This is a genomic window from Paraburkholderia elongata (assembly GCF_013177735.1).
Classification (GTDB): domain Bacteria; phylum Pseudomonadota; class Gammaproteobacteria; order Burkholderiales; family Burkholderiaceae; genus Paraburkholderia; species Paraburkholderia elongata.
In genome coordinates, this window is sequence record NZ_WOEZ01000098.1 from 17,748 (window position 1) to 38,245 (window position 20,498).

17 protein-coding genes are annotated in these 20,498 nt (G+C 60.1%); 12 read left to right on the forward strand and 5 right to left on the reverse strand.

The genetic code is table 11. The annotated features are described in order from the left end of the window. Positions 1–55: 55 nt before the first annotated feature. The 3 genes from GNZ13_RS19245 to GNZ13_RS19255 are packed head-to-tail and all read left to right on the forward strand — an operon-like array spanning position 56 to position 2,228. Positions 56–712, forward strand: coding sequence for a hypothetical protein (locus GNZ13_RS19245; RefSeq protein ID WP_172167186.1), 657 nt, complete (start codon positions 56–58; stop codon positions 710–712). A gap of 11 nt (positions 713–723) precedes the next feature. Next, positions 724–1,638 carry an NAD(P)-dependent oxidoreductase gene (locus GNZ13_RS19250; protein ID WP_172167188.1) on the forward strand — a complete coding sequence of 305 codons (915 nt, stop codon included), beginning with the start codon at positions 724–726 and terminating at the stop codon, positions 1,636–1,638. Next, the gene (locus GNZ13_RS19255; RefSeq protein WP_172167190.1) at positions 1,635–2,228 is read left to right on the forward strand and encodes an HD domain-containing protein; all 594 of its coding nucleotides are present in this window, start codon (positions 1,635–1,637) and stop codon (positions 2,226–2,228) included. The genes GNZ13_RS19250 and GNZ13_RS19255 overlap by 4 nt, the downstream gene beginning before the upstream one ends. Here GNZ13_RS19255 and GNZ13_RS19260 read toward each other — a convergent pair. Continuing rightward, positions 2,222–3,142, reverse strand: a complete 921-nt coding sequence (locus tag GNZ13_RS19260) for a LysR substrate-binding domain-containing protein (RefSeq protein ID WP_172167192.1) — start codon at positions 3,140–3,142, stop codon at positions 2,222–2,224. The genes GNZ13_RS19255 and GNZ13_RS19260 overlap by 7 nt on opposite strands. Before the next feature lie 201 nt (positions 3,143–3,343). On the opposite strand from GNZ13_RS19260, the gene GNZ13_RS19265 reads away from it, so the two are divergent. The 5 genes from GNZ13_RS19265 (at position 3,344) to GNZ13_RS19285 (ending at position 9,086) form a co-directional block, all read left to right on the forward strand. Continuing rightward, positions 3,344–3,802, forward strand: coding sequence for a MarR family winged helix-turn-helix transcriptional regulator (locus GNZ13_RS19265; RefSeq protein WP_172167194.1), 459 nt, complete (start codon positions 3,344–3,346; stop codon positions 3,800–3,802). Positions 3,803–3,863: 61 nt separating this feature from the next. Next, positions 3,864–4,799: a LysR family transcriptional regulator gene (locus GNZ13_RS19270; protein WP_172167213.1), complete on the forward strand. Its 936-nt coding sequence runs from the start codon at positions 3,864–3,866 to the stop codon at positions 4,797–4,799. A 175-nt stretch (positions 4,800–4,974) separates the two neighbouring features. Further along, positions 4,975–6,447, forward strand: a complete 1,473-nt coding sequence (locus GNZ13_RS19275; RefSeq protein ID WP_172167196.1) for an MFS transporter — start codon at positions 4,975–4,977, stop codon at positions 6,445–6,447. A gap of 15 nt (positions 6,448–6,462) precedes the next feature. After that, positions 6,463–7,536: an HlyD family secretion protein gene (locus tag GNZ13_RS19280; RefSeq protein ID WP_172167198.1), complete on the forward strand. Its 1,074-nt coding sequence runs from the start codon at positions 6,463–6,465 to the stop codon at positions 7,534–7,536. After that, positions 7,533–9,086 carry an efflux transporter outer membrane subunit gene (locus GNZ13_RS19285; protein ID WP_216674928.1) on the forward strand — a complete coding sequence of 518 codons (1,554 nt, stop codon included), beginning with the start codon at positions 7,533–7,535 and terminating at the stop codon, positions 9,084–9,086. The genes GNZ13_RS19280 and GNZ13_RS19285 overlap by 4 nt, the downstream gene beginning before the upstream one ends. Positions 9,087–9,097: 11 nt before the next feature. Here GNZ13_RS19285 and GNZ13_RS19290 read toward each other — a convergent pair whose 3' ends face one another. The 3 genes from GNZ13_RS19290 to GNZ13_RS19300 are packed head-to-tail and all read right to left on the reverse strand — an operon-like array spanning position 9,098 to position 13,329. After that, a complete protein-coding gene (locus GNZ13_RS19290) occupies positions 9,098–10,633 on the reverse strand; it encodes an efflux transporter outer membrane subunit (protein ID WP_172167199.1) in 1,536 nt (511 codons plus the stop codon). Between the two features lie 30 nt (positions 10,634–10,663). Then, complete coding sequence (locus GNZ13_RS19295) at positions 10,664–12,244, reverse strand: DHA2 family efflux MFS transporter permease subunit (RefSeq protein WP_172167201.1); 1,581 nt, start codon at positions 12,242–12,244, stop codon at positions 10,664–10,666. After that, complete coding sequence (locus GNZ13_RS19300) at positions 12,241–13,329, reverse strand: HlyD family secretion protein (RefSeq protein WP_172167203.1); 1,089 nt, start codon at positions 13,327–13,329, stop codon at positions 12,241–12,243. Before GNZ13_RS19300 ends, GNZ13_RS19295 begins: the two co-directional genes overlap by 4 nt. A gap of 209 nt (positions 13,330–13,538) precedes the next feature. Here GNZ13_RS19300 and GNZ13_RS19305 point away from each other — a divergent pair, with 209 nt between their 5' ends. After that, the gene (locus GNZ13_RS19305; RefSeq protein WP_172167205.1) at positions 13,539–14,075 is read left to right on the forward strand and encodes a MarR family winged helix-turn-helix transcriptional regulator; all 537 of its coding nucleotides are present in this window, start codon (positions 13,539–13,541) and stop codon (positions 14,073–14,075) included. A 16-nt stretch (positions 14,076–14,091) separates the two neighbouring features. On the opposite strand, the gene GNZ13_RS54305 is transcribed toward GNZ13_RS19305, so the two are convergent. Then, positions 14,092–14,412, reverse strand: a complete 321-nt coding sequence (locus tag GNZ13_RS54305; RefSeq protein WP_172167217.1) for a LysR family transcriptional regulator — start codon at positions 14,410–14,412, stop codon at positions 14,092–14,094. A 264-nt stretch (positions 14,413–14,676) separates the two neighbouring features. Between GNZ13_RS54305 and GNZ13_RS19315 the strand changes: the two genes are divergently transcribed. The 3 genes from GNZ13_RS19315 to GNZ13_RS19325 all read left to right on the forward strand — a co-directional run. Then, entirely contained in the window at positions 14,677–16,209 is a 1,533-nt protein-coding gene (locus GNZ13_RS19315; RefSeq protein WP_172167207.1) for an efflux transporter outer membrane subunit, read from the forward strand. Between the two features lie 177 nt (positions 16,210–16,386). Continuing rightward, on the forward strand, positions 16,387–17,496 hold the full coding sequence (locus GNZ13_RS19320) for an efflux RND transporter periplasmic adaptor subunit (protein ID WP_236002083.1): 1,110 nt from the start codon (positions 16,387–16,389) through the stop codon (positions 17,494–17,496). 9 nt (positions 17,497–17,505) lie between these two features. Continuing rightward, positions 17,506–20,498: efflux RND transporter permease subunit (locus GNZ13_RS19325; protein WP_172167211.1), on the forward strand; the 2,993-nt coding region annotated here is incomplete at its 3' end.

Below are 20,498 nucleotides of genomic sequence, written 5' to 3' on the forward strand. Positions count from 1 at the left end.
ATCTGGAAATCTCAGTTCCTGGGGAACGTTCACAACTATTGGTAAGGATGCCGTAATGTATAAGCTGATGAAATGGGCCGATCAACTGCTTCCCGGCGCGAAGACGATTCCGGAGGTACCCGCGCAACACTCGATGGTTTATATCGCGTCGGGCTCGGCTCTCGTCAATGGCGTGGAACTAGCCGCAGGCAAGGCCTGCTATGCCGAGGAAATCCTGACCGTCGAAGCAGGCAACATGGGTGCGGAATTGTGGCGATGGGGACTGGTTCACGAGGACGGCGGCCTCGGGTTGTTGAGCGGTACAGGTGTGTTGTCCAGACTGCGAATGGCACGCCGCGTAAAAATGTTCGAGATGATGCCTACCTCGAAGTGGCTATTCCGACTCGATTGCATCGCCGGGTTCGAAGGAACAACCGGACTGCACTCCCATCCCGGTTCGGGAATTCGCTGCTTGATCGAAGGCGATCTTCGGACCGAATCGGAAAAAGGGGAGAACACAGTCAACACCAGACGAGGGGATGTCTGGTACGAGGAAGGTGCCTATCCGCTTGTTTCGACGGTGCGGGACGGGGCGAAAACCACCTTTCTGCGCGGAATGATTCTTCCTCCGGAGTATTTGATCTACGGCGAGACGGCGACATGGATTGAAGGGGCCAAGGCCAAATATGCCGAATGGAAGCCGTTGGAGCAGCGCGTCGTCAGTCTGCGATAGGGGCATTGAAAATGAACACTATCCAACACGTCGGCTTCATCGGCCTCGGGCGCATGGGCCAAGCGATCGTGCCGCGGCTTCTGGGTGCCGGTTTCAGCGTCACGGTATGGAACCGTACCGCCTCGCGGTGTGAACCCGTCATTTCGGCGGGCGCCACGCTTGCGGAAAGCCCCGAAGCGCTCGTACGCACCAGCGATCTCGTGTTCACCATGCTTCATGATGACGCAAGCGTGCTCGACCTATATGCGCGCCTCGCACTTGTGGCAGATGGCCGTCGATTTCTCGAAATGAGCACGGTGCGGCCAAGCACGCACCGCCAGGTAGCGGGCATCGTCGCGCGACATGGGGGCGTTTATACCGACGCGCCTGTTATTGGAACCGTCGGGCCGGCTCGGGCCGGCCAGTTGGTCAGTATGGTTGGTGCGCCGGCGAGTGACGAGCCGTTACTGGGACCGGTTCTCAGGGCCTTCTCCCGCAAACAGTGGTGGCTGGGATCGGTAGGGTTGGGCGCGGCGATGAAGTTGTCGCTGAACTTGATTCTTTGCAGCTACTGGCAGCTGCTTGGCGAGAGCCTGGCGTTGGCCGAGCGTAGTGGCCTGCCGCGCGAACTCATGCTCGAGGCAGTGATCGACAGCCCGGCCGCCCTTGCCATGTTGCCGGCCAAAAAAGAGGTCGTCTTGGGAGGGAATTCGACCGCAGCATTCGACGTGGCCGGCCTCTACAAGGATATGCACGCGATTGCTGCCGAAGCTGCAGCCCTTGACGTGCCGATTCCCGGGATGCAGGCGGCCATGGCTCAGGTAATGCAGGCGATAGGCCAAGGCTACGCCTCGGGAGATGTCGCGTCCTTGACGCCTTACTTCATCGAGGCGGTGAATGCCGCCGCGCAGCAGCCCAGACCTGAATCTTCGCGGAAGGCATCATGATCACTGGCCACCAGCCCACATTTACGCACATCGGCCATTCCACGGCCGAAGACTGGCGCGCCCTGATGGCGCATTACAACGATCACGTCTCCCGATTGCCCGATCGGATCATGGCGCACATGCGGTTGATGGCGGGCGACTTCGGCGGCTTTCCTGTGGACCGCCTTACCCACTCGCTGCAGACTGCTACGCTCGCCTATCGCGATGGGCGTGATGAAGAATACGTTGTCTGCGCTTTGCTGCACGACCTGGGTGACCTTCTGGGATCCTTCAATCACCCTGACTTTGCGGCGGTCGTTCTTCAACCGTTCGTGTCCGGGGCGAACCATTGGATGGTCAAGCACCACGGAATTTTCCAGGGATACTACTTCTTCCACCATTTGGGCCTGGACAAGAACATGCGCGACGAGCATCGTGACAGTCCCTACTTCAAGCAGACCGCCGAGTTTTGCGCGCTCTACGACGGTGCAGCCTTCAATCCCGAGCTGGAGTGCATGCCGCTGGAGGCGTTCGAACCTATGCTGCGCCGGGTCCTCTCGAAGCCAAAAAACGCCGGTGTGTACGCAAGGATGCAGCCGAGCGGTCAGTGATCCGAAGTCGTGCGCGGCTTGAACGCGGGGGCGCCTTTCAGGCTGCGTGCACAGTCCATATAGGCACGGACTGCGCCACTCGTCTCGTCGGCTCGACTGAGTCGGACGAGTTCCGCGAAATTGGAGACGCCGGAGAGAGGCCGCATGCTCAATCCGGGCATCGCCATCCTGGAGAGTACAGCGGGAATCACCGCGACTCCCAGTCCGGCAGCCACCATGGCGAACAGAGCGGTCGTGCTTGATGCGCTTTCGATGATGCGAACATCGTCACCCAGGATCGCACGCACCGTCGCCACGGATCCCTCCCCATCTTTCTCAGTCACGGGGAGGATGATTTGCTCGGCTTGCAGGTCCCGCGCCGAGACACGCCGTTTCGAAGCGAGGGGATGGTCGTCCGCCACCGCGACGGCGAGTGGCCAGCGCCCCACGCGCTCTGCACGAAATCGTGAATCACTAGCCAGGAAGACGCTCGGACCATAGGTGACGTCCAATTCGCCGTTGAGCAATGCTTCGGCCAGTTGTTGCGGCGGGACTTCGTCCAGGTGCACTTCCACTTCCGGGTAGAGCTGACGAAAGCGCCGCAAGTCGTCTATCAGTTCGCCGCCGTAGACGGCGGATCCAACAAAGCCGATTCGCACACTGCCGATTTCGCCCTTCAGCGAACGCTGGACGTCCGAACGCACCCGGTCGGCTTGCGCGAGCAGACGCCGCGCATCCGCAAGCAAAATGCTGCCGGCCTCGGTCAGTACCACGCGCCTGCTGGTGCGCTGGAAAAGCGACCCGCCGAGTTCCTCCTCCAGCGAACGAATCTGCATGCTCAACGCAGGCTGCACGATGTGGAGGCGTTCTGCCGCGCGTCCGAAATGCTCTTCTTCTGCGACGGCAACGAAATAGCGTAGATGGCGAAGGTCCATGTTAATTCCAACGATCAGATTAGCTGATCAATCTGTCAATTCAATCTATTTTACATCCGCCTGCAAACAGGCGAACCTGTCCCTCGAAAACTCAATGAATTTCGATAACCGGGCAGAAGCTATGAAAGCTCACCATGCTGCACGAACTTCGTGCGTCACCATCGCCATCAGACGAACGGCGTGTTGAATAAGTGAAAGACAATGGCGACTCCCAATACGACATCGCGGACCGATTTCGACAATGCCGAAATCGGCAGCGATTTTCTTTACCTCGTTTCCCGAGCCAATGCCGTGCTGGCAAACTCGATCTCGCGGCGCGCGATGCAAGCGCTCAATGTCACGGCGACGCAAGGGCGTTTGCTGTATCTGGTCGATCGGTATGGACTTTCGCATGCCGGCGAAATTGCGCGCGAATGTAATGTCGACCCAACCGCGATCACACGCCTGATCGACCGTCTCGTCAGAAACGGCTTCCTCACACGAGCACGCTGCCTGTTGGACCGGCGCATGATTCGACTCGTCTTGACGCCGCAAGGCCAAGCCGTAGCTGAGCAGATGCCAGCGATAATCACGGATGTCTACAACGAAGTGCTGGCCGACTTCAGCCCGGATGAGCATGCCTTGTTCAAGGCGATGTTGCGTCGCCTTCTTGCTTCGTGAGGCATCGCCAGGGCCCGGCTGCGCGTTGAACCGCTTCTCGCAGCAACAACACTCCTCTGTCATGCAATTTCCTGACCTCAATCTTCTCTTTGCCCTTGACGTGCTGCTCGAAGAGGGATCCGTCGTGGCCGCCGCGCGCCGCATGAACCTGAGCGCGCCGGCGATGAGCCGCACCCTGGCGCGCATTCGCGAGACAATCGGCGACCCCATTTTTGTCAAGGTCGGGCGCAAATTGGTCCCCACGCCGCGCGCACTGACGTTGCGAGAACAGGTTCATCAGTCGTTGCAGAGTGCACGCCGGCTGCTGGAGCCTGAGCGGGAAGTCGATCTGCCGTCTCTCAAACGAGATTTCAATCTGCACGCGAACGATGTCTTCATCAGCGCGTTCGGTCAGGCCCTGATGGAGCGGCTTTGTGCCGAGGCGCCGCACGTGCTGCTGCGCTTTTCTCCAGAGCAGGACCGGGAGGACACGGTGCTGGAGGACGGCAAGGTCGACCTGTACATCAGCGCTATGCGTCCGATGGGTACGGACGTTCACGTCCAATCTCTATTCACGACGAAATTCGTGGGGATGGCGCGGGACGCGCACCCCATCTTCGATCACGAGATCACGCCGGAACGCTTTGCGCGATACGAACAGATCAGCGTGTCGCGGCGTGGGCGCCCGAACGGCCCGATCGATGTGGCCCTGCAGCGGTTGGGCCTATCGCGGCGGGTGTCCCTCGTGGCTCCGACGTTCCACTCCGGCGTTTTCATGCTCGGAAGTTCGGACTTGATCCTGACCGTACCCGAGCACGTTGCGTGGGAGGTACGGCGGATGGGTCTGCGAGCGCGGTCGTTCGAGCTGCCGCTGCCGCTCGAGACGGTGGTCGTTGTAGAGGCGTGGCATCCGCGGTTTCAGAGCGATAGTGCGCATCAGTGGCTCCGACGCATCATTCGCGAACTGTGCGCCGGTCACGTGAACGGCGCATCCGGCGTTATGTTGCCTGCGCAATGAGTGCGTTTGGCGCACGGCAGTAGTGCAAAGATTTCAATTTTCGTATTGATCCGCCGTACCTAGACTTGCCGCATTGATATGTGGTCTGCAGAAGGGGAACGGTGAAGTCTATGCTCATGCCGATCGACGCCGTTGTGGCGTCCATGCTGTGGCGGGTCGTAACGTGGTGGCGCACATGAACAATGTCGCGCTTGCGCTCCGGCAGACCGAGTCTCCTTCGAAAGCTCCCGCCAATGCCGCTTCGCCTCCGGCGTTTGGTGCGCGAATTCTCGTCGGCATGGGCGGCATTCTCCTCGCTGTTGTGATCGCGCAGATCAACGACCACGTGACCGAAATCGCGATGGGCGATATCCGCGGCGCCATGGGGATCAGCCATGACGATGCCTCCTGGCTATCCACGCTTTATCAGGTGACCCAGGTGTCGGCAATGATGTTTGCTCCCTGGTGCGCGATGACTTTCTCCCTCAGGCGCTTCACGATCGGTGCGGTTGCGGTGTTTGCCGTGCTCGGGCTCGTCTTTCCGTTTGCCTTCTCGACCAGCGCGCTTTACGTATTGCGCGTGCTGCAGGGCTTCGCCGGTGGTTGCCTTCCGCCCATGCTGATGACGGTCGCGCTGCGTTTCCTGCCCCCGGGGATCAAGCTGTATGGGCTTGGCGCCTACGCGTTGACCGCTACGTTCGCCCCGAATCTTGGCACGCCGCTCGCAGCATGGTGGACTGAATACGTTAACTGGCGATTCCTGTTCTGGGAGATAGCGCCTCTCGGCTTGCTTTCCATTCTGATGATCGCCTGGGGCCTCTGCATTCTGCTCATTGGGGCCGCGATCATGTTCGTGCTGTTTCTGGTGAACGAATGGTTCCATCCATTGCCGTTCTTGAAGATCCAGTTGCTGGCACGGATGAACCTGACCCATGCTCTGATCACACTCGGCGGTGTCCTGCTCATATTCGTCGCGGTTGCGAGCGTTCCCGCAGCCTATCTTGCCGAAGTGAAGGGTTATCGGCCCTTGCAGAGCGCACCCCTTTCATTGTGCGTGGCGTTGCCCCAACTGCTGGCGCTGCCTTTGGTCGCCGCCTTGTGCAACATTCGCGCGATTGACTGCCGCTGGATTCTGGCCACGGGCATCGGTCTGATCGTGTTGACGTGCGGGGTCGGCAGCTACCTCACGTCGGACTGGGTGCGTGACAACTTCTACGTATTGCAGATCATTCAGATCTTCGCGCAACCGATGGCGGTCATTCCGCTTCTCATGCTGGCCACCAACGGAATGGCGCCGGCCGAGGGGCCGTTCGCCTCCGCGTGGTTCAACACGATCAAGGGGCTCGCTTCGGTTGTGGGCACAGGCGTGACCGAAGGGTTTTTCGCCATGCGTGAACATTTTCATTCGAACGTGCTCGTTGACCAGCTGGGTAACCGGCCGCATGCGCTGGCCATGGCAAACGACGGCTTCGCCCGGGTGACAGGACTACCTCACCACGCCTTTCTGCAGCTTCTCGACGAGCGGATGCGGGAGCAGGCGATGGTTCTCGCTTCGGCCGATGTCTTCCGGCTGATGGCGCTCGTTGCCGTAGCGCTGATTGTGCTGATTCCGTTGATCGCCCCGCGTGTTTATCCGCCCTGTGCCGTCGCCAGCAACTCGACCCGATAACGTCTCGTTTTAGCCATGTCTGAATCCATTCAAAGAAGAAAGCTTTATATCGCTGCCGCCGCCGTCCTGATCGTGATTGTGGTGTCGGGAGTGGTCGCAAGATTTGTCTTTTCGTCGTCATCGCAGACGACCAACGATGCCTATGTGACCGCCGATTTCACCGTGGTTTCGCCGCGCGTGGCAGGCCAGGTCACGGTCCTCTCGGTCGATGACAATCAGGTTGTCCACCAGGGCCAGCTGCTCGCCCAGATCGACGACCGGGACTACAAGGCGGCGGTCGCTTCCGCGGAGGCGAATGTCGCAATGGCGAAAGCCGCTATCGACAATGCGTCGGCGAGTATCGTCCAGCAGCAGTCCGTTATCGAACAGGCGGATGCCGCGCTGATCGCGGCTCGCGCGAACTATACTTTTGCCCGGGCCGACTACAACCGCTACACGGACCTGGCGAGTCACGGCGCGGGAAGCGTCCAGAACGCGCAGCAGGCACAATCGCGCATCGATACCGCGCAGGCGGATGTTTCCCGCAACGAAGCCACAGTGAAGGCCGCACGGCAGCAGATCGCGGTTCTGCAGTCCGACCGGCAGCGGGCGCAAGCGGCCCTCGGACAAGCACTGGCGGCACTGGACACCGCCCGTCTGAACCTGTCGTGGACGCGTATCGTGGCGCCGGTCGACGGCATGGTCGGCCAACGCTCGGTGCGCCTCGGGGCCTATGTCACAGCGGGAACGCCACTGCTTGCGGTGGTCCCGCTGCAGCAAGCCTTCGTTATCGCCAATTTCCAGGAAACACGGCTAACTTCGGTGCGTCGCGGAGAGGCGGCCGATATTCACGTGGATTCCCTTCCAGGCGTTGTGCTGCACGGAACGGTGGACACCCTGGCGCCGGCCACCGGCATAACTTTTGCCGCCATCGCACCCGACAACGCGACAGGCAACTTCACCAAGGTGGTCCAGCGCATTCCGGTGAAGATCGTACTGCGTCCCGGGCAGCCTGCGTTGCGGAGACTTCGAGTGGGCATGTCGGTCGAGGCGACCATTCACATGGGAGGCTCGCATGTGGACGAAGGCGAGGAGGGCGTCGCACGATGAGCATGCTCAGGGCACGAATCGCCGCAGGGGCGCTTTTGACGGCACTTGCCGGGTGTACCGTCGGTTCGGACTATCACGAGCCAAAGGCCGTGCTGCCAGCACAGTGGACCGACCACGCGACCCAGGCTTTCACGGTCGATCGCAGTCTGACGGTACCGGACGATGTCGACGCGCGCTGGTGGACAGCGTTCTCGGACGCGGAGCTTTCCTCACTCGTCGAGCGCGTAGCGGGCGCGAACCTCGATGTCAAGGTCGCCACGCAACGGTTCATGCAGGCGCGAGCGGCCCGTGGCATGACCGGTGCCGACGCACTGCCCGCGCTGCAGGGCTCCGCGTCGTATCAGCACGCGCGTTCGAGCCAGAATGGGCTTGTGGACATCTCCGGGTCGAACGGCAAGAGTGACTATAACGTCTGGCAGCCGGGAATCGACGCTTCATGGGAGCTTGATGTTTGGGGACGCGTGCGCCGCGAGATCGAATCGGCTGACGCGTCGGTGCAGGCGAGTGCTGACCTGCGTCGCGGCGTGTTGCTGTCGGCGATGGCCGAGACGGCGTGCGATTACATCCAGCTGCGGGGGGTGCAGGCACAACAGGCCATCGTTCGGCAAAACCTCGAGATCGCACGCCAGAGCTTGGCGCTCACGCAGATTTGCTTGGCTGACGGGGTGGCAACGCACCTCGAAACCGCAGAGGCTGCAGCGCAGGTGAGTGAAATTGAGGCACGCCTGCCGGTGCTGGAAAACCAGCGCGTCCATCTCGTCAACGCGCTGAGCTTCCTGCTTGGCGAACCGCCGCGAACGCTGGAGCGCGAACTTGATACCGTACATCCCATTCCTCCAGTGCCGCCTCGCGTGCCCGTCGGACTCCCTTCACAGCTGGCCGAGCGTCGTCCGGATATCTCGGAGGCGGAAGCGCGTTTGCACGCGGCGACAGCCGATGTCGGCGCGGCGGTCGGAGACTTCTATCCGCGGATCACGCTCTCGGCGAACCTGAGTCTTCAGGCCATGCATTTCGACGATCTCGACAAATGGAGTTCGCACATGTTCGGCGTAGGTCCGGCGCTGACCGTGCCGATATTCGAGGGAGGCCGGCTGAAAGGGCAACTCGAGCTGCGCAAGGCGCAACAGCGAGAGGCAATGATCGAATACCAGCGTGTCGTGCTCAACGCCTGGCACGAGGTCGACGACGCGATGAGCGATTACGACACACGTCAGGCCAGGCAGGTGAAGCTCGACACCGCGGTAGTACAGGATCAGGTGGCGCTTGAGAACGCTCGCCTTCAATACGTTGCTGGGGCTACGGACTTCCTGAACGTCCTCACGGTCCAGCGGGATCTGTTGGATACGCAGCAGGCGAGAGCCGTCAGCACCACAGAAGTTTCGCTCGCGCTCGTCGGCCTTTTCAAGGCACTCGGTGGCGGGTGGGAGACCTCCTTCCCGGTGGCGTCTTCGGTGAAGCGCGACAGCCCGTTGCGTACTGGGAACCGCACCTCGATCGATGACAGTGTTTCGCGGCCCTCCATTACAGCGTCAGATCTGGATGAACGATGATGAGTCTTCATTCATTGCACGTTCGCAGAAGCCGCTTCGGGATAAGTCGATTCCCACCCGCCGCCAAGTGCCTTGTAAAGAGAGGCCAGCGTCGTGGAGATGGCGGTGATGTTATCGCTCAGATCCTGTTGCCCCGAAAGGAGGTTCCGCTGTGCATCGAGCACCTGAAGGAATGGGCCTGTACCGGCAACGTATTGCGCCTGAGCCAGGCGGAGTGCCCTTTGATCGTCCTTGACGGCTGCTTCCAGTTGGTCGCGGCGGAGCTGTTGCGATGAATATTGCGTCAGGGCGTTGTCGATCTCGTGCCACGCAGATAGCACGACCCTCTGGTAAGTAACTGCTGCTTCCTGCTGCTGCAATTTGCGAAGGTTGAGCGTACCCTTCAATCGCCCACCCTCAAAGATCGGCACAGTAATCGATGGACCGATTGCAAACTGATGAGACGCCCAATCTCCCAGTTGACTGAACTGGAGTGCCTGCAGACTGGCACTGCCCGAGAGGGTGATTCTCGGATAGAAGTCTGCCTTTGCGACGCCAACTTCCGCGGTTGCCTGATGCAGCGTTGCCTCAGCCTCTCGAATGTCCGGCCGGCGCTGGGCCAGTTCTGACGGGATGCCGATAGGGACCACCGGTGGCGTTGGCGGCACCGGCTTGCTGGATTCAAGCTCAGCTCGCAGCGCACCAGGGGCTTCGCCAAGCAGGAAGCTAAGGCGATTGATGGTCTCTTCCTCCTGCTGTTTCAGTTGAGGCACAAGAGCGGCCTCTCTCGATACTTGGGACGCTGCTTGAGCGATGTCCAACTCGGTCGCGAGTCCGTGAGCATTCCGCTCGCGTGTGACCCTTTCAATGTCTTTGGCGGCGTTCAGGTTCTCGAGCGTGATGGTGTAGTCGGATTGAGTGCCGCGTAGCTGGATATAGTCGCGTGCGACTTCGGCCATGGTCGACAGCAACAGGTCGCGACGCGCATCGGCCTGAATCTCGACGGATGCGTCGGCAGCTTCGACTTCTCGACTCACCCGGCCCCAGAGGTCCAGTTCCCACGACGCGTCAAAGCCCACCTGGAAGACGTTAAAGGGAGACGCATTACTACCCTGATTGGGGGTTACCGTCAGCCCGTTATTCCCGTTTGCAGCCGTAGCCGGATTGGGCGCTTGAGCCAGCGTACCCGCGGAACTCAAAACGCCATTGGCACTCGAGCGTTCGCGGGTGACGCCGGCATTGGCCTCGACGGAAGGATACCGGTCCGCCGCCGTGACGGTGCGCGTCGCGCGGCTCTCGGCAAGCCTGAGTGATGCAACCTTGAGATCAAGGTTGGCACCAGCAACAGCATTCTCCAGGTTTAGCAATTCTGGATCGTTGAACGAGGTCCACCATGCCGAAGTGACAGGCTGCGAGGTCACGCGACTCTGGCCGGCCTCGTTCGCTTGACATGCCGACGCGCACCAGTTCGTCGGCAGCTTGGCTTCCGGCCGCCCAAAGTTGGGTCCTACGGTACAGCCGGCCAGCAGCACGGCGGCCGCGGCGATTTGAAGCTTAAGGAGATTCATGACGTCGACTCTCGATAGTGGGAAATGCCATCAATGCATCGGCGTGGACTGGCGGTCGCTATCTTTGACTGGCGAAAGCAGCGTTGCCAGCGGAATCATTGCGGCAGCAACGACAGCGCCGTAGATGAAAACGTCGGCGTACGCCAGCACGGCAGATTGAAGCTGGAGGTTACTAAACACGAGCGAGACCGCTTCGTTATGTAATCTGCTTGCGGCCCAGCCAAGAGAACGGAGTGTCGCCTCGTTCTGGGCGACGAGTTCACTGAAAGACTTATTGAGTGGCGTCAACCAGGTCGACAAATGAGCCTGGCGAGCCTGCGTACGCTCCGTGACGAGCGCAGTGGAAACCGAAATGCCGATTGAACCGGACACGTTGCGGAACATCACGAACAGTGCCGCCGCGTCGGCACTTAGCGATTTGGGCAGGCTGTGAAAAGACATGATACTGATCGGGACGAACAAAAATCCCAATGCAGCGCTTTGGACGCAACGCATCATCGCAAGCGTGCGGAAATCGATCGAAGGCACGATCGTATTGCTATACCAAAGCGCGAGCATCATGATTCCAAAACCCATCGCGATCACATAGCGCAATTGCACGACTTTCATCAGACGGCCGACCGGCGGAATGAGCAGCATGATCGCGACGCCCCCAGGCGCGAGAACCAGTCCGGCCCACGTCGCGGTATACCCCAACGTCTGCTGGGCGAACTGCGGTATGAGCACCGACGTCCCATAGAGGATGACGCTCATGCCGATGATCAGGATCGAACTGATCGCGAAGTTGCGATCCTTGAACACATGGAGATCGACAACCGGCTTTTTTACGCTCAATAACCAGATGATGGCGCCTGCGATCCCGAGACCCGAAAGGATTGTCAATCGAACGATCAAAGGTGACCCAAACCATCCCTCGTCTTCGCCACGGTCCATCATGACCTGCATGCAGCCCAGCCCGAGCGTGATTAACGACAAGCCTACGTAGTCGACTGATCGCCTCTGCTTGACTGCCCAAGGGGGATCTTCCACGAGAGCGCCGACGGCAAAGCAGGCAAAAATGCCTACCGGAATATTGATGAAAAATATCCAACGCCACGAGGCGTGGTCCGTGATGTAGCCGCCAAGGACCGGGCCGAGCACGGGAGCCACAATGGTTGCAATTGCCGTGATCGCGAAGGCTGCCCCGCGTTTTTCGGGCTCGAATGAGTCCAGCACAATCGCTTGCTGATTCGGTTGCAAGCCGCCCCCGAAAAAACCTTGCAGCAGCCGGAACACGATCAGTTGGGGCAAGCTCTGTGCGAGACCACATAGCAGCGAGCAAACCGTGAACATCGCGATGCAAATGAGGAAGTATCGCTTTCTCCCGAACACTGATCCCAACCATCCCGAGATGGTGAGCACGATTCCGTTGGCGACCAGATACGACGTGAGCGCCCACGTAGCGTCGTCGGAACTGATCGAAAGACTCCCCGCGATATGAGGCAAGGCGACATTAACGATGGTCGTATCGAGGATTTCCATGAACGCGGCAATCGTCACGACGACCGCGATCAACCAGGGATTGGCGCGCGGCTTCCAGGCCGCGGCTTGGGCTTCGGCTATCGTGTTCATCGCAACTCAACTGTCGGCTCGACCGAAAGATTAAGAGGAAGGGGCCGGTTTGGATCCGTGCCGGAGTCGATCACAATCTTGACCGGGACCCGCTGAACGATCTTGACGAAATTGCCCGTGGCGTTTTCGGCTGGGAACGCAGTGAACTTGCCGCCTGAACCGAGCTGTATGCTATCGACATGCCCCTTCAGCTTTAGATTGGAATACGCATCGACGGCAATCGATACTTGTTGCCCCGGACGCATGTGCGTGAGTTCGGTCTCTTTGAAGTTCGCCGTGACCCAAACCTCGGGACTGACGATGGAGAACAATTGTTGTCCCACCTGCACGTAGTCCCCTTTCTCCACTTGCCGCTTGGTGACCCATCCGTCTTGCGGCGCCCTGACGTCACACCAGCCCACGTTGAGATTTGCTCCGTCGAGGTCGGCCTGGGCGCGCTTGAGCGCCCCTTGGAGTTGCTCGACATGTGCCTTGGCGTCGGCAATGTTCAGGCTGACAGGCTCAGCGATGCGCTTCGCTGCCTGAGCCACCGCTAGCTGCCCGTCAGCCGCGTTTCGTTCAGCAGTGGCGTAGTCGACATCGTGCGATGTCGTGGCTTCTTTGGGGATCTCGTGCTGACGAAGGAATTCCGACTGCGCCTTGAAAAGGTTGGCGCGCTGCGTGTCGAGCGTTGCCTGCGCTTCATCAAACCGTGCGGGATAACTGATCTTGGCGAGCTCTAGTTCCGATTGCGCCGAGGCCAGTTGTCCTTCAGTCGATTCGAGATCGCCTTGCGCATGAGCGCGCGCCGCCATGTAGTCGGTGCATTGAACCTGAATGAGGACCTGCCCTTGATGGACGAACTGATTGTCGGCCACATTGAGCGCAGCGACATAGCCAGCTACGTGGGGAGCGACGGTAATGGCCCGCCCGTCGGTGTAGGCGTCATCAGTTGAAACCTTGTTGCCGCTCATGAAAGAGTACGCGATGCCACCGGCGGCCAGAATGCCACCGGCTATCGCCGCGACAACGATCTTGTGCTTGCGGATGCGAGGTGCGCGCGTAGCTTGCGCCTGAACGTCCTCCCGCGTCTGTACGTCGGTCATGTTTGCAACTCCTGAACGGGAAACCGGCTTGCGCCCACCGCAAGCCGCGTATACGACCGTCTAGGCACACATCCTATTTTTCGCAAATAAATTTGTCAAGCGATTGACAATTCGTCAGTATATAGTTTTTATTCATACTAATTTGAGCGGTACTTTGTCAGGTACGATACTGTTTTGTGCCTGATAGGCAGATCGAGAGGTGAGCAGCTTTGGACAAGACAAATTCCGCAGACGAAATGATTTTTCCCCCGCCGTATCTGCGCGACGCATACCTTCGCCGATTTCCGGCGGCTGCCGTAGAGCGACTGGAAACAGTGTTCGCACTGAAAGCGACGACACAACAGGTCACTAATGTGATGAACGTATGGCTGGAAGGGACGGCAGGTTCTCCAGCAAGATTTCAGGTGCTCGCATTACTTTGGGGAGCCGGGGACCGCCTGGTCCCGCATCAGGAGATCATCGCGACGCTGCAGGTCACGCGGGCAGCCGTCTCCGCAATGATGTTCGCGCTGGAACAAGACGAGCTGGTGCGCTCAGTGGGCGATCAGGAAGACCGGCGGCGGTTGCTCGCTACACTCACGCCGAAGGGCAAGGAAGTCATTGAGCGCGCGATCGAGTCGAACGAGAAAAGGCTCAAGAAGGTGCTCTCGGGTTTGTCGCGCGAAGAGCTCAAGTTGTTCCAAAACCTGTTGATGCGTATCAAGAATAGCTATGCCAGTTTCGCCCAGGAGAACGTACTGCCTTGAGGCAGTCACTCCTCGTTCAAGGCGAGGTTGCGCCGCATTCTTGTTTCGTGAGGCGCCGCCAAGGCCCGGCTGCGCGTTGCAACGCTTTCACCCAGGCATCTGAAAAGCCCAACTCATAAACTGGATGCGCGCGGCGCATGGCGCCGACCGGGCCGGGTCGACTAAATAGTAAGCATTGCGAAAAAATTATAGATAAGGTCGAGACTTGCAGGTCCCCCTCCAACGAAGGAATCTGCGTGCTCAACGCGGGCTGCACGATTTGGAAGCGATTTGCGGCGCGTCCAAACAGCTCTTCTTTTGCCACGGCAACGAAATGGCGTAGATGGCGAAGATCTATGTTGCCCTACGCGATCAGATTAACTGATCGATTAGTCAATTCAATCTATTTTACTTCCGTATTCGAACAGGCGATCCTGTCGCTTGAAAACTCATGACGGTGAAGGCGGGCTCGCTCGTCGGCGAGCGTGCGTGACACGTCCTCGCGGCTCGGGTTTGCATCGGTCATAACGGCCAATGAAGGCATACCGGGCATCGTTGTCGTTCCCGGACTCGCTGGTTGCGCCAACTCGCCCTTCGGGCGACCCTTATCAATAGGCTAAACATGAACGTTCTTTGCAGCTTGCGCGATGGCGCGCCGCGATGCCGCTGGCGCGCTTTCCGGCGTGTCGTGCTTTGCGGTTGCACGGTTGCCGCGACGCTATTGACCGCGGGTTGCGCCGTGGGGCCGGACTACCGCAAGCCGACGATCGATATCCCCCCAAGCTTCAAGGAGGGCAGCGTCGAATGGCAACGGGCACAGGCTGACCCGCAGGCAACGCTTTCGAGCACGTGGTGGCGCGACTATCACGACGATACGCTGACGCACCTAGTGGACGAGGCGCTCGTGGCCAATCAATCGATCGCGCAAGCGGAGGCGGCGTACCGGTTGGCGCAGGCCACCGTGGCCGCCAATACCGCGAGCCTCTTTCCGACGATCTCGGCCGGTATCTCAGGGTCGCGTGCGGGAGCGGGTTCTGGCGCAGGCGCGGTAAATGGCAGCGCTTTGAATTCCGGAGTGCACAACACCGTCACTGCGGACGTCACCGCGAGCTGGGAGCTCGATCTATGGGGGCAAATCCGCCGCGAGATCGAATCGAGCAAGGCGAGTGCGCAGGCTAGCGACGCGCAATTGGCCGGGCAGCGTCTGTCGATTGCCGCAAGCGTCGTGACCGATTACTTCGAACTTCGCCGGGCGGACGTGGATATCGACCTGCTCGAGCAACAACAGCGGATCGATGCCAGCATTCTGGATATGACGCGGGCGAGTTGCGCACAAGGCGAGTCGTCGAACGACAGCGTGCTGGCCGCGCAGGACACGCTCGAGGTCATCGTCGCCGACCTCCAGTCGACGCAAACGTCACGCGAACAGTATGAGCATGCCATCGCGGTCCTAACCGGCGTGCCGACCGGCAAGTTTTCGATAGCGTCCGAACCGCACTATGCGTTCGTCGCCCCAGTCGTTCCACTTTCATTGCCTTCGCAATTGCTCGAACGGCGTTATGACGTCGTGAGCGCCGAGCGCACTGTGGCATCGGCGAACGCGGGGATCGGCGTGGCCAAGGCGGCGTTCTTCCCGAACCTGACACTGTCGGCACAAGGCGGATTCCAGCATAGCTCGCTCGCCAATCTCTTCTCTGTGCCAAACCGCTTCTGGACTCTCGGCCCCGAGCTGGCGGGGACGATTTTTGACGGGGGCGCCCGAACGGCCGCCGTGCACGAAGCGCGTGCGACGTATGACGAATCGGTGGCGGCGTATCGCCTGACGGTGCTGTCCGCATTCGAGAGCGTTGAGGACAGCTTGTCCTCCTCGAACCATATTGCACAACAGGAACGCGCGTACGCGGATATTTATCAGCGCAACAAGCGGCTTTTCGAGAGCGAGCAAGCGCAGTTCCAGTACGGCTCCGCAAGCGAACAAAGTCTTTTGACTCAGCAACTCACGTTGCTGCTGGCGCAACAGAACCTCGCGGACACGCGGGCGTCGCTGACGTTAAGCAGCGTAACCCTGATCAAAAGCCTGGGTGGAGGATGGCGATGGGACGAAGCAAAGGAGGCTCCTGCCGACGTCGCCACTTCTTCCAGGAGCAGCCGCTGACAGCATGCCCGGCAAGCTTGCGCGCTGTTCCCGTTCCTCACTCTTGCTCACACGGTTTCGATAATGTCACTACTTCTAAGCTCACGCCTATCCATTGTCTCCATCGGCCTTCTCTCGTTGTTCGGCTGCGGCAAAAACGATCCACCGCCGGCGCCGCCAGCGCCGCAGGTCGGCGTCATGGAAGCCGAACCCAGCAACGTACCGCTGAATCACAGCTTCGTCGGACGCTTGTCGCCCTATTACAGCGCTAATGTCACAGCGCGGGTTTCGGGCGTGCTGACGAAGCGCCTCTACACGGAGGGCAGTGAAGTCAAGGCAGGACAAACGCTGTTCCAGATCGATCCCACCTACTACCAGACGGTGCTCGACAACGATCTTGCCACGCTCGCCCAAGACCAGGCGACCTTCGTCAACGATCGCACTACTGCCGAGCGTTATCACAAGCTGTTGCCGATCGGCTCCGTATCGCAACAAACGGTGGACGATGCCGACGCGGCTGAACGCAGTGCCGCTGCCAAGGTCAAGGCAGACGAAGCCGCTGTCGAAGGCGCGCGCGTGAATCTCGGCTATACGAAGGTGACCTCGCCCATTACCGGTATTGCCGGTCAGCAACAGGTGACCGGCGGCGCCGTTGTCGGGAACGGCACGACCGATGCGGGTTCCGGCGGGACATTGCTTGCCACGGTCGAACAGGTCGATTCGCTCTATGTGAACTTCACGATCAGCGCCGCCGATCTGATCACGCTGAAGCAGGCCCAGAGCAAAGGTGATGTCGCGCTCGCCGCGCAAAACAAGACCACCGTCCAGGTCATGCTGCCCAATGGCACGCCATACGACCAGCTCGGCACGCTGGATTTCACCGATGTTTCCGTGAACTCGACTACCGGTGCGGTCAGCCTGCGCGCGCAGATACCCAACCCGCAGCATCAACTGCTGCCGGGAATGTACGTATCGCTCAATGTTGACCTTGGCCAGCGTAACGATGTGTACCTGGTGCCCCAACAAGCCATCCAGCGCGACACGGTCGGTTCCTACGCGATGGTGGTGGGCGCCGATGGCAAAGTGGTCCGCAAGGATGTCGATACCAACGATAGCTACCGTAGCGACTGGATTGTGACAGGGGGCCTGGCGCCCGGCGATCGAGTGATCGTCGCAGGTGTACAGGGCGTACGTGAGGGGATGCTCGCCAAAACCACACCCTGGCGAGGTACCGACCAAAACACGAGCTTGTCACAGTCCGGCCCGGCTTCGTCACCGAGCGGCCATCGTTCCGGCAGTAAATCGTAGGGGTATCTCATGTCACGTTTCTTTATCGATCGGCCTGTCTTTGCCTGGGTGATTCCCATTCTGATCTGTTTGTTCGGTGCGATCTCGCTGCAGCACCTCGGGGTTGATTCTTATCCGGACATTGCTCCACCCCAGGTGACCGTGACGGCGACCTATCCGGGCGCAAGTGCCTCGACGATGGAATCAACGGTCACGCAGGTGATCGAGCAGCAGCTGACCGGCATTGATAACCTGCTGTACTTCAGCTCGACATCCAATGGCAACGGGACGGCCACCGTCACGCTGACCTTTGCGCCTGGAACCAACGCGGACATTGCACAAGTGCAGGTGCAGAACAAGGTGGCGCTCGCGCAGCCGCTGCTGCCGTCCGAGGTGACGCAGGAGGGCATCGTCGTGGCGAAGGCGAGTCCCGACATTCTGATGGCCGTCAGCTTGCAATCGAGCAACCCTGCCGTCGATACGGCGCGCTTGAGCGACATCATTGCCTCGCGGATACAACCCGTCGTTGGCCGTATCAGCGGCGTGGGCAATACTTTCATGCTGGGCTCGGAATACGCTTTGCGGATCTGGCTCAATCCCGACAAGCTGCAAGGCTACGGTCTTTCGACTTCGCAGGTGATGAGCGCCGTCCAGGCTCAAAACGCCGAGTTCGCCACCGGTTCGCTCGGCGCGGATCCGGCGGTCAATGGCCAGGTCTTCACGGCAACGGTATCGGGCGATAGGTTGTTTTCCTCGCAGCAGCAGTTTCGCGACATCATCCTGCGGACGAATACTGATGGCAGCGTGGTTCGCCTGAGCGATGTCGCGCGCATCAGCTTCGGGGCGCAAAGCTACGGCACCTCCGCCGCGTACAACGGCAAGGTTGCGGGCAGCCTCGCTGTCTACCTGCTGCCGGGTGCGAATGCGCTCGACGTGGCCAAGGCCGTCAAAGCCGAAATGGCGACACTGTCTCGCGATTTCCCTCCCGGCGTCACATGGACCGTGCCGTACGATACGACGCCGTTCATCACGGCCTCGATCACCGACGTCGTGCATACCCTCGTCGAGGCGATCATTGTCGTGTTCTTCGTGATGCTGCTCTTCCTGCAGAACGTCCGGGCCACCATCATTCCGACGCTCGTCATTCCGGTCGCGTTGCTCGGCACGTTTATCGGCCTGGCGGCGATGCGCTTCTCGCTGAACCAGCTCGACCTGTTCGGGATGGTTCTCGCCATCGGCATCGTGGTGGACGACGCGATCGTCGTGATCGAGAACGTCGAGCGCCTCATGCGTGAGGAAGGTCTCAGTCCGAGAGCGGCCACGCGTAAGGCCATGGGCCAGATCTCGGGGGCGATCGTCGCGATTACGGTGGTGCTCGCTGCGGTGTTCGTACCGTCCGCGCTGCAGCCGGGCGCGACCGGCATGATCTATTCGCAGTTCGCGTTGACCATCGCCGTATCGATGGTGTTCTCGGCATTCCTCGCGTTGTCCTTCACGCCATCGCTGTGTGCTGCGTTCCTCAAGCCTTCGCATCATGCAAGCTCGAACGTCGTCTTTCAATGGTTCAACCGCGGGTTCGACCGGTTCGGCAGCTTATATGTGGGCAGCGTCGGCCGGATTGTCCGACGCACGCCGCGCTGGATGATTCTGTTCGTCACCCTTTCCGTATTAGCCGGCGTTTTTTACACGCGCCTGCCGACGGCGTTCGTCCCCGATGAGGACCAGGGCTTCATGCTGGCGATTGTCAATCTGCCTTCTGGCGCGACGCTGTCGCGTACACAGGAGGTCATGGACGAAATCGGCGGCAGGCTCAAGAAGAGCCCGATCGGCAAGGATATCGATGGCGTCCTGGCATTCCAAGGCTTCAGCTTCGTCGGCCAAAGCGAAAACGTCGGCATGGCGTACATCAAGCTCACCGATTGGAGCAAACGTTCGCAAAGCGCGATGCAGTTGATCCCGCAGGCCAACAAGATATTGCACGGCGTCGACGGCGCGAGGATCTTCATCGTCAATCTGCCCACCATACGTGGACTGAGCCAGTTTGCCGGCGTCGATATGTACCTGCAGGCGCGCAATGGCCAATCGAGGGCCGAGCTCACGCAGGCGGAAGGCAAGTTGCTGGCGGAGGCGGGCCAAAACCCGAAGCTTTTTGGCATTCGACCCAACTCGCTCCCGGAGGCACCACAGCTTCAGCTGGCCGTGGACCGGGTTCAGGCGCAATCGATGGGTCTGTCGTTGCCTGACGTCTATAACAGCATTCAAATGGATCTGGCGCCCGTCTACGTGAATGAATTCACGTACGACGGACGTGTGAAGCGCGTTTTCCTCCAGGCTGATGCGCCATTCCGGATGGGGCTCGACTCCCTGGGGCACATCTACACGCCGAGCGGCGTGACGGGCACTTCGTCTGGTTCCAGCGGCGGCACTGCTGGCGTGAGCGGTGCGGGAACATCGCCGAGCGGTGCGTTGCGCCCCGTCAATCCATCGGTGAGCAACAGCGCCATCAGTCCGTACAACATGGTGCCGCTCTCGAGTGTGGTGAAGGCAAAGTGGGATGTCGGCCCGCAGGCGCTCTCGCGCTACAACGGCTATTCGGCAGTCGAGATCGTGGGCATGCCGGCGCCAGGATACTCCACCGGCCAGGCGATGCGGATCCTCGACAACACGGTCGACAAGTCGCTGCCGGCAGGCTTTGCCTCGGACTGGACCGGGCAGTCCTACCAGGAAATCCTGGCGGGGAATTCGGCGATGGCGTTGATGGCGTTGTCGATTGTGGTGGTGTTCCTTTGTCTTGCGGCGCTTTACGAAAGCTGGTCCATCCCCGTTGCGGTGCTGTTGACCGTGCCGCTGGGCCTGCTGGGAATGTCGGTGTTCTGCCATCTGTTCAAGATGCCTAACGATATCTACTTCAAGATCGGCATGGTCACGGTGATCGGGCTTGCCGCAAAAAACGCGATTCTGATCGTCGAGTTCGCCATCGACGGGCAGGCGCGGGGCATGACGCTTTTCGAGGCGGTCATGGA

Excerpts from the sequence above, each read along its gene's own strand:
- GNZ13_RS19245 (WP_172167186.1), top strand. The coding sequence starts at position 56 with ATGTATAAGCTGATGAAATGGGCCGATCAACTGCTTCCCGGCGCGAAG.
- GNZ13_RS19250 (WP_172167188.1), top strand. The coding sequence starts at position 724 with ATGAACACTATCCAACACGTCGGCTTCATCGGCCTCGGGCGCATGGGC.
- GNZ13_RS19255 (WP_172167190.1), top strand. The coding sequence starts at position 1,635 with ATGATCACTGGCCACCAGCCCACATTTACGCACATCGGCCATTCCACG.
- GNZ13_RS19260 (WP_172167192.1), bottom strand. The coding sequence starts at position 3,142 with ATGGACCTTCGCCATCTACGCTATTTCGTTGCCGTCGCAGAAGAAGAG.
- GNZ13_RS19265 (WP_172167194.1), top strand. The coding sequence starts at position 3,344 with ATGGCGACTCCCAATACGACATCGCGGACCGATTTCGACAATGCCGAA.
- GNZ13_RS19270 (WP_172167213.1), top strand. The coding sequence starts at position 3,864 with ATGCAATTTCCTGACCTCAATCTTCTCTTTGCCCTTGACGTGCTGCTC.
- GNZ13_RS19275 (WP_172167196.1), top strand. The coding sequence starts at position 4,975 with ATGAACAATGTCGCGCTTGCGCTCCGGCAGACCGAGTCTCCTTCGAAA.
- GNZ13_RS19280 (WP_172167198.1), top strand. The coding sequence starts at position 6,463 with ATGTCTGAATCCATTCAAAGAAGAAAGCTTTATATCGCTGCCGCCGCC.
- GNZ13_RS19285 (WP_216674928.1), top strand. The coding sequence starts at position 7,533 with ATGAGCATGCTCAGGGCACGAATCGCCGCAGGGGCGCTTTTGACGGCA.
- GNZ13_RS19290 (WP_172167199.1), bottom strand. The coding sequence starts at position 10,633 with ATGAATCTCCTTAAGCTTCAAATCGCCGCGGCCGCCGTGCTGCTGGCC.
- GNZ13_RS19295 (WP_172167201.1), bottom strand. The coding sequence starts at position 12,244 with ATGAACACGATAGCCGAAGCCCAAGCCGCGGCCTGGAAGCCGCGCGCC.
- GNZ13_RS19300 (WP_172167203.1), bottom strand. The coding sequence starts at position 13,329 with ATGACCGACGTACAGACGCGGGAGGACGTTCAGGCGCAAGCTACGCGC.
- GNZ13_RS19315 (WP_172167207.1), top strand. The coding sequence starts at position 14,677 with ATGAACGTTCTTTGCAGCTTGCGCGATGGCGCGCCGCGATGCCGCTGG.
- GNZ13_RS19320 (WP_236002083.1), top strand. The coding sequence starts at position 16,387 with ATGGAAGCCGAACCCAGCAACGTACCGCTGAATCACAGCTTCGTCGGA.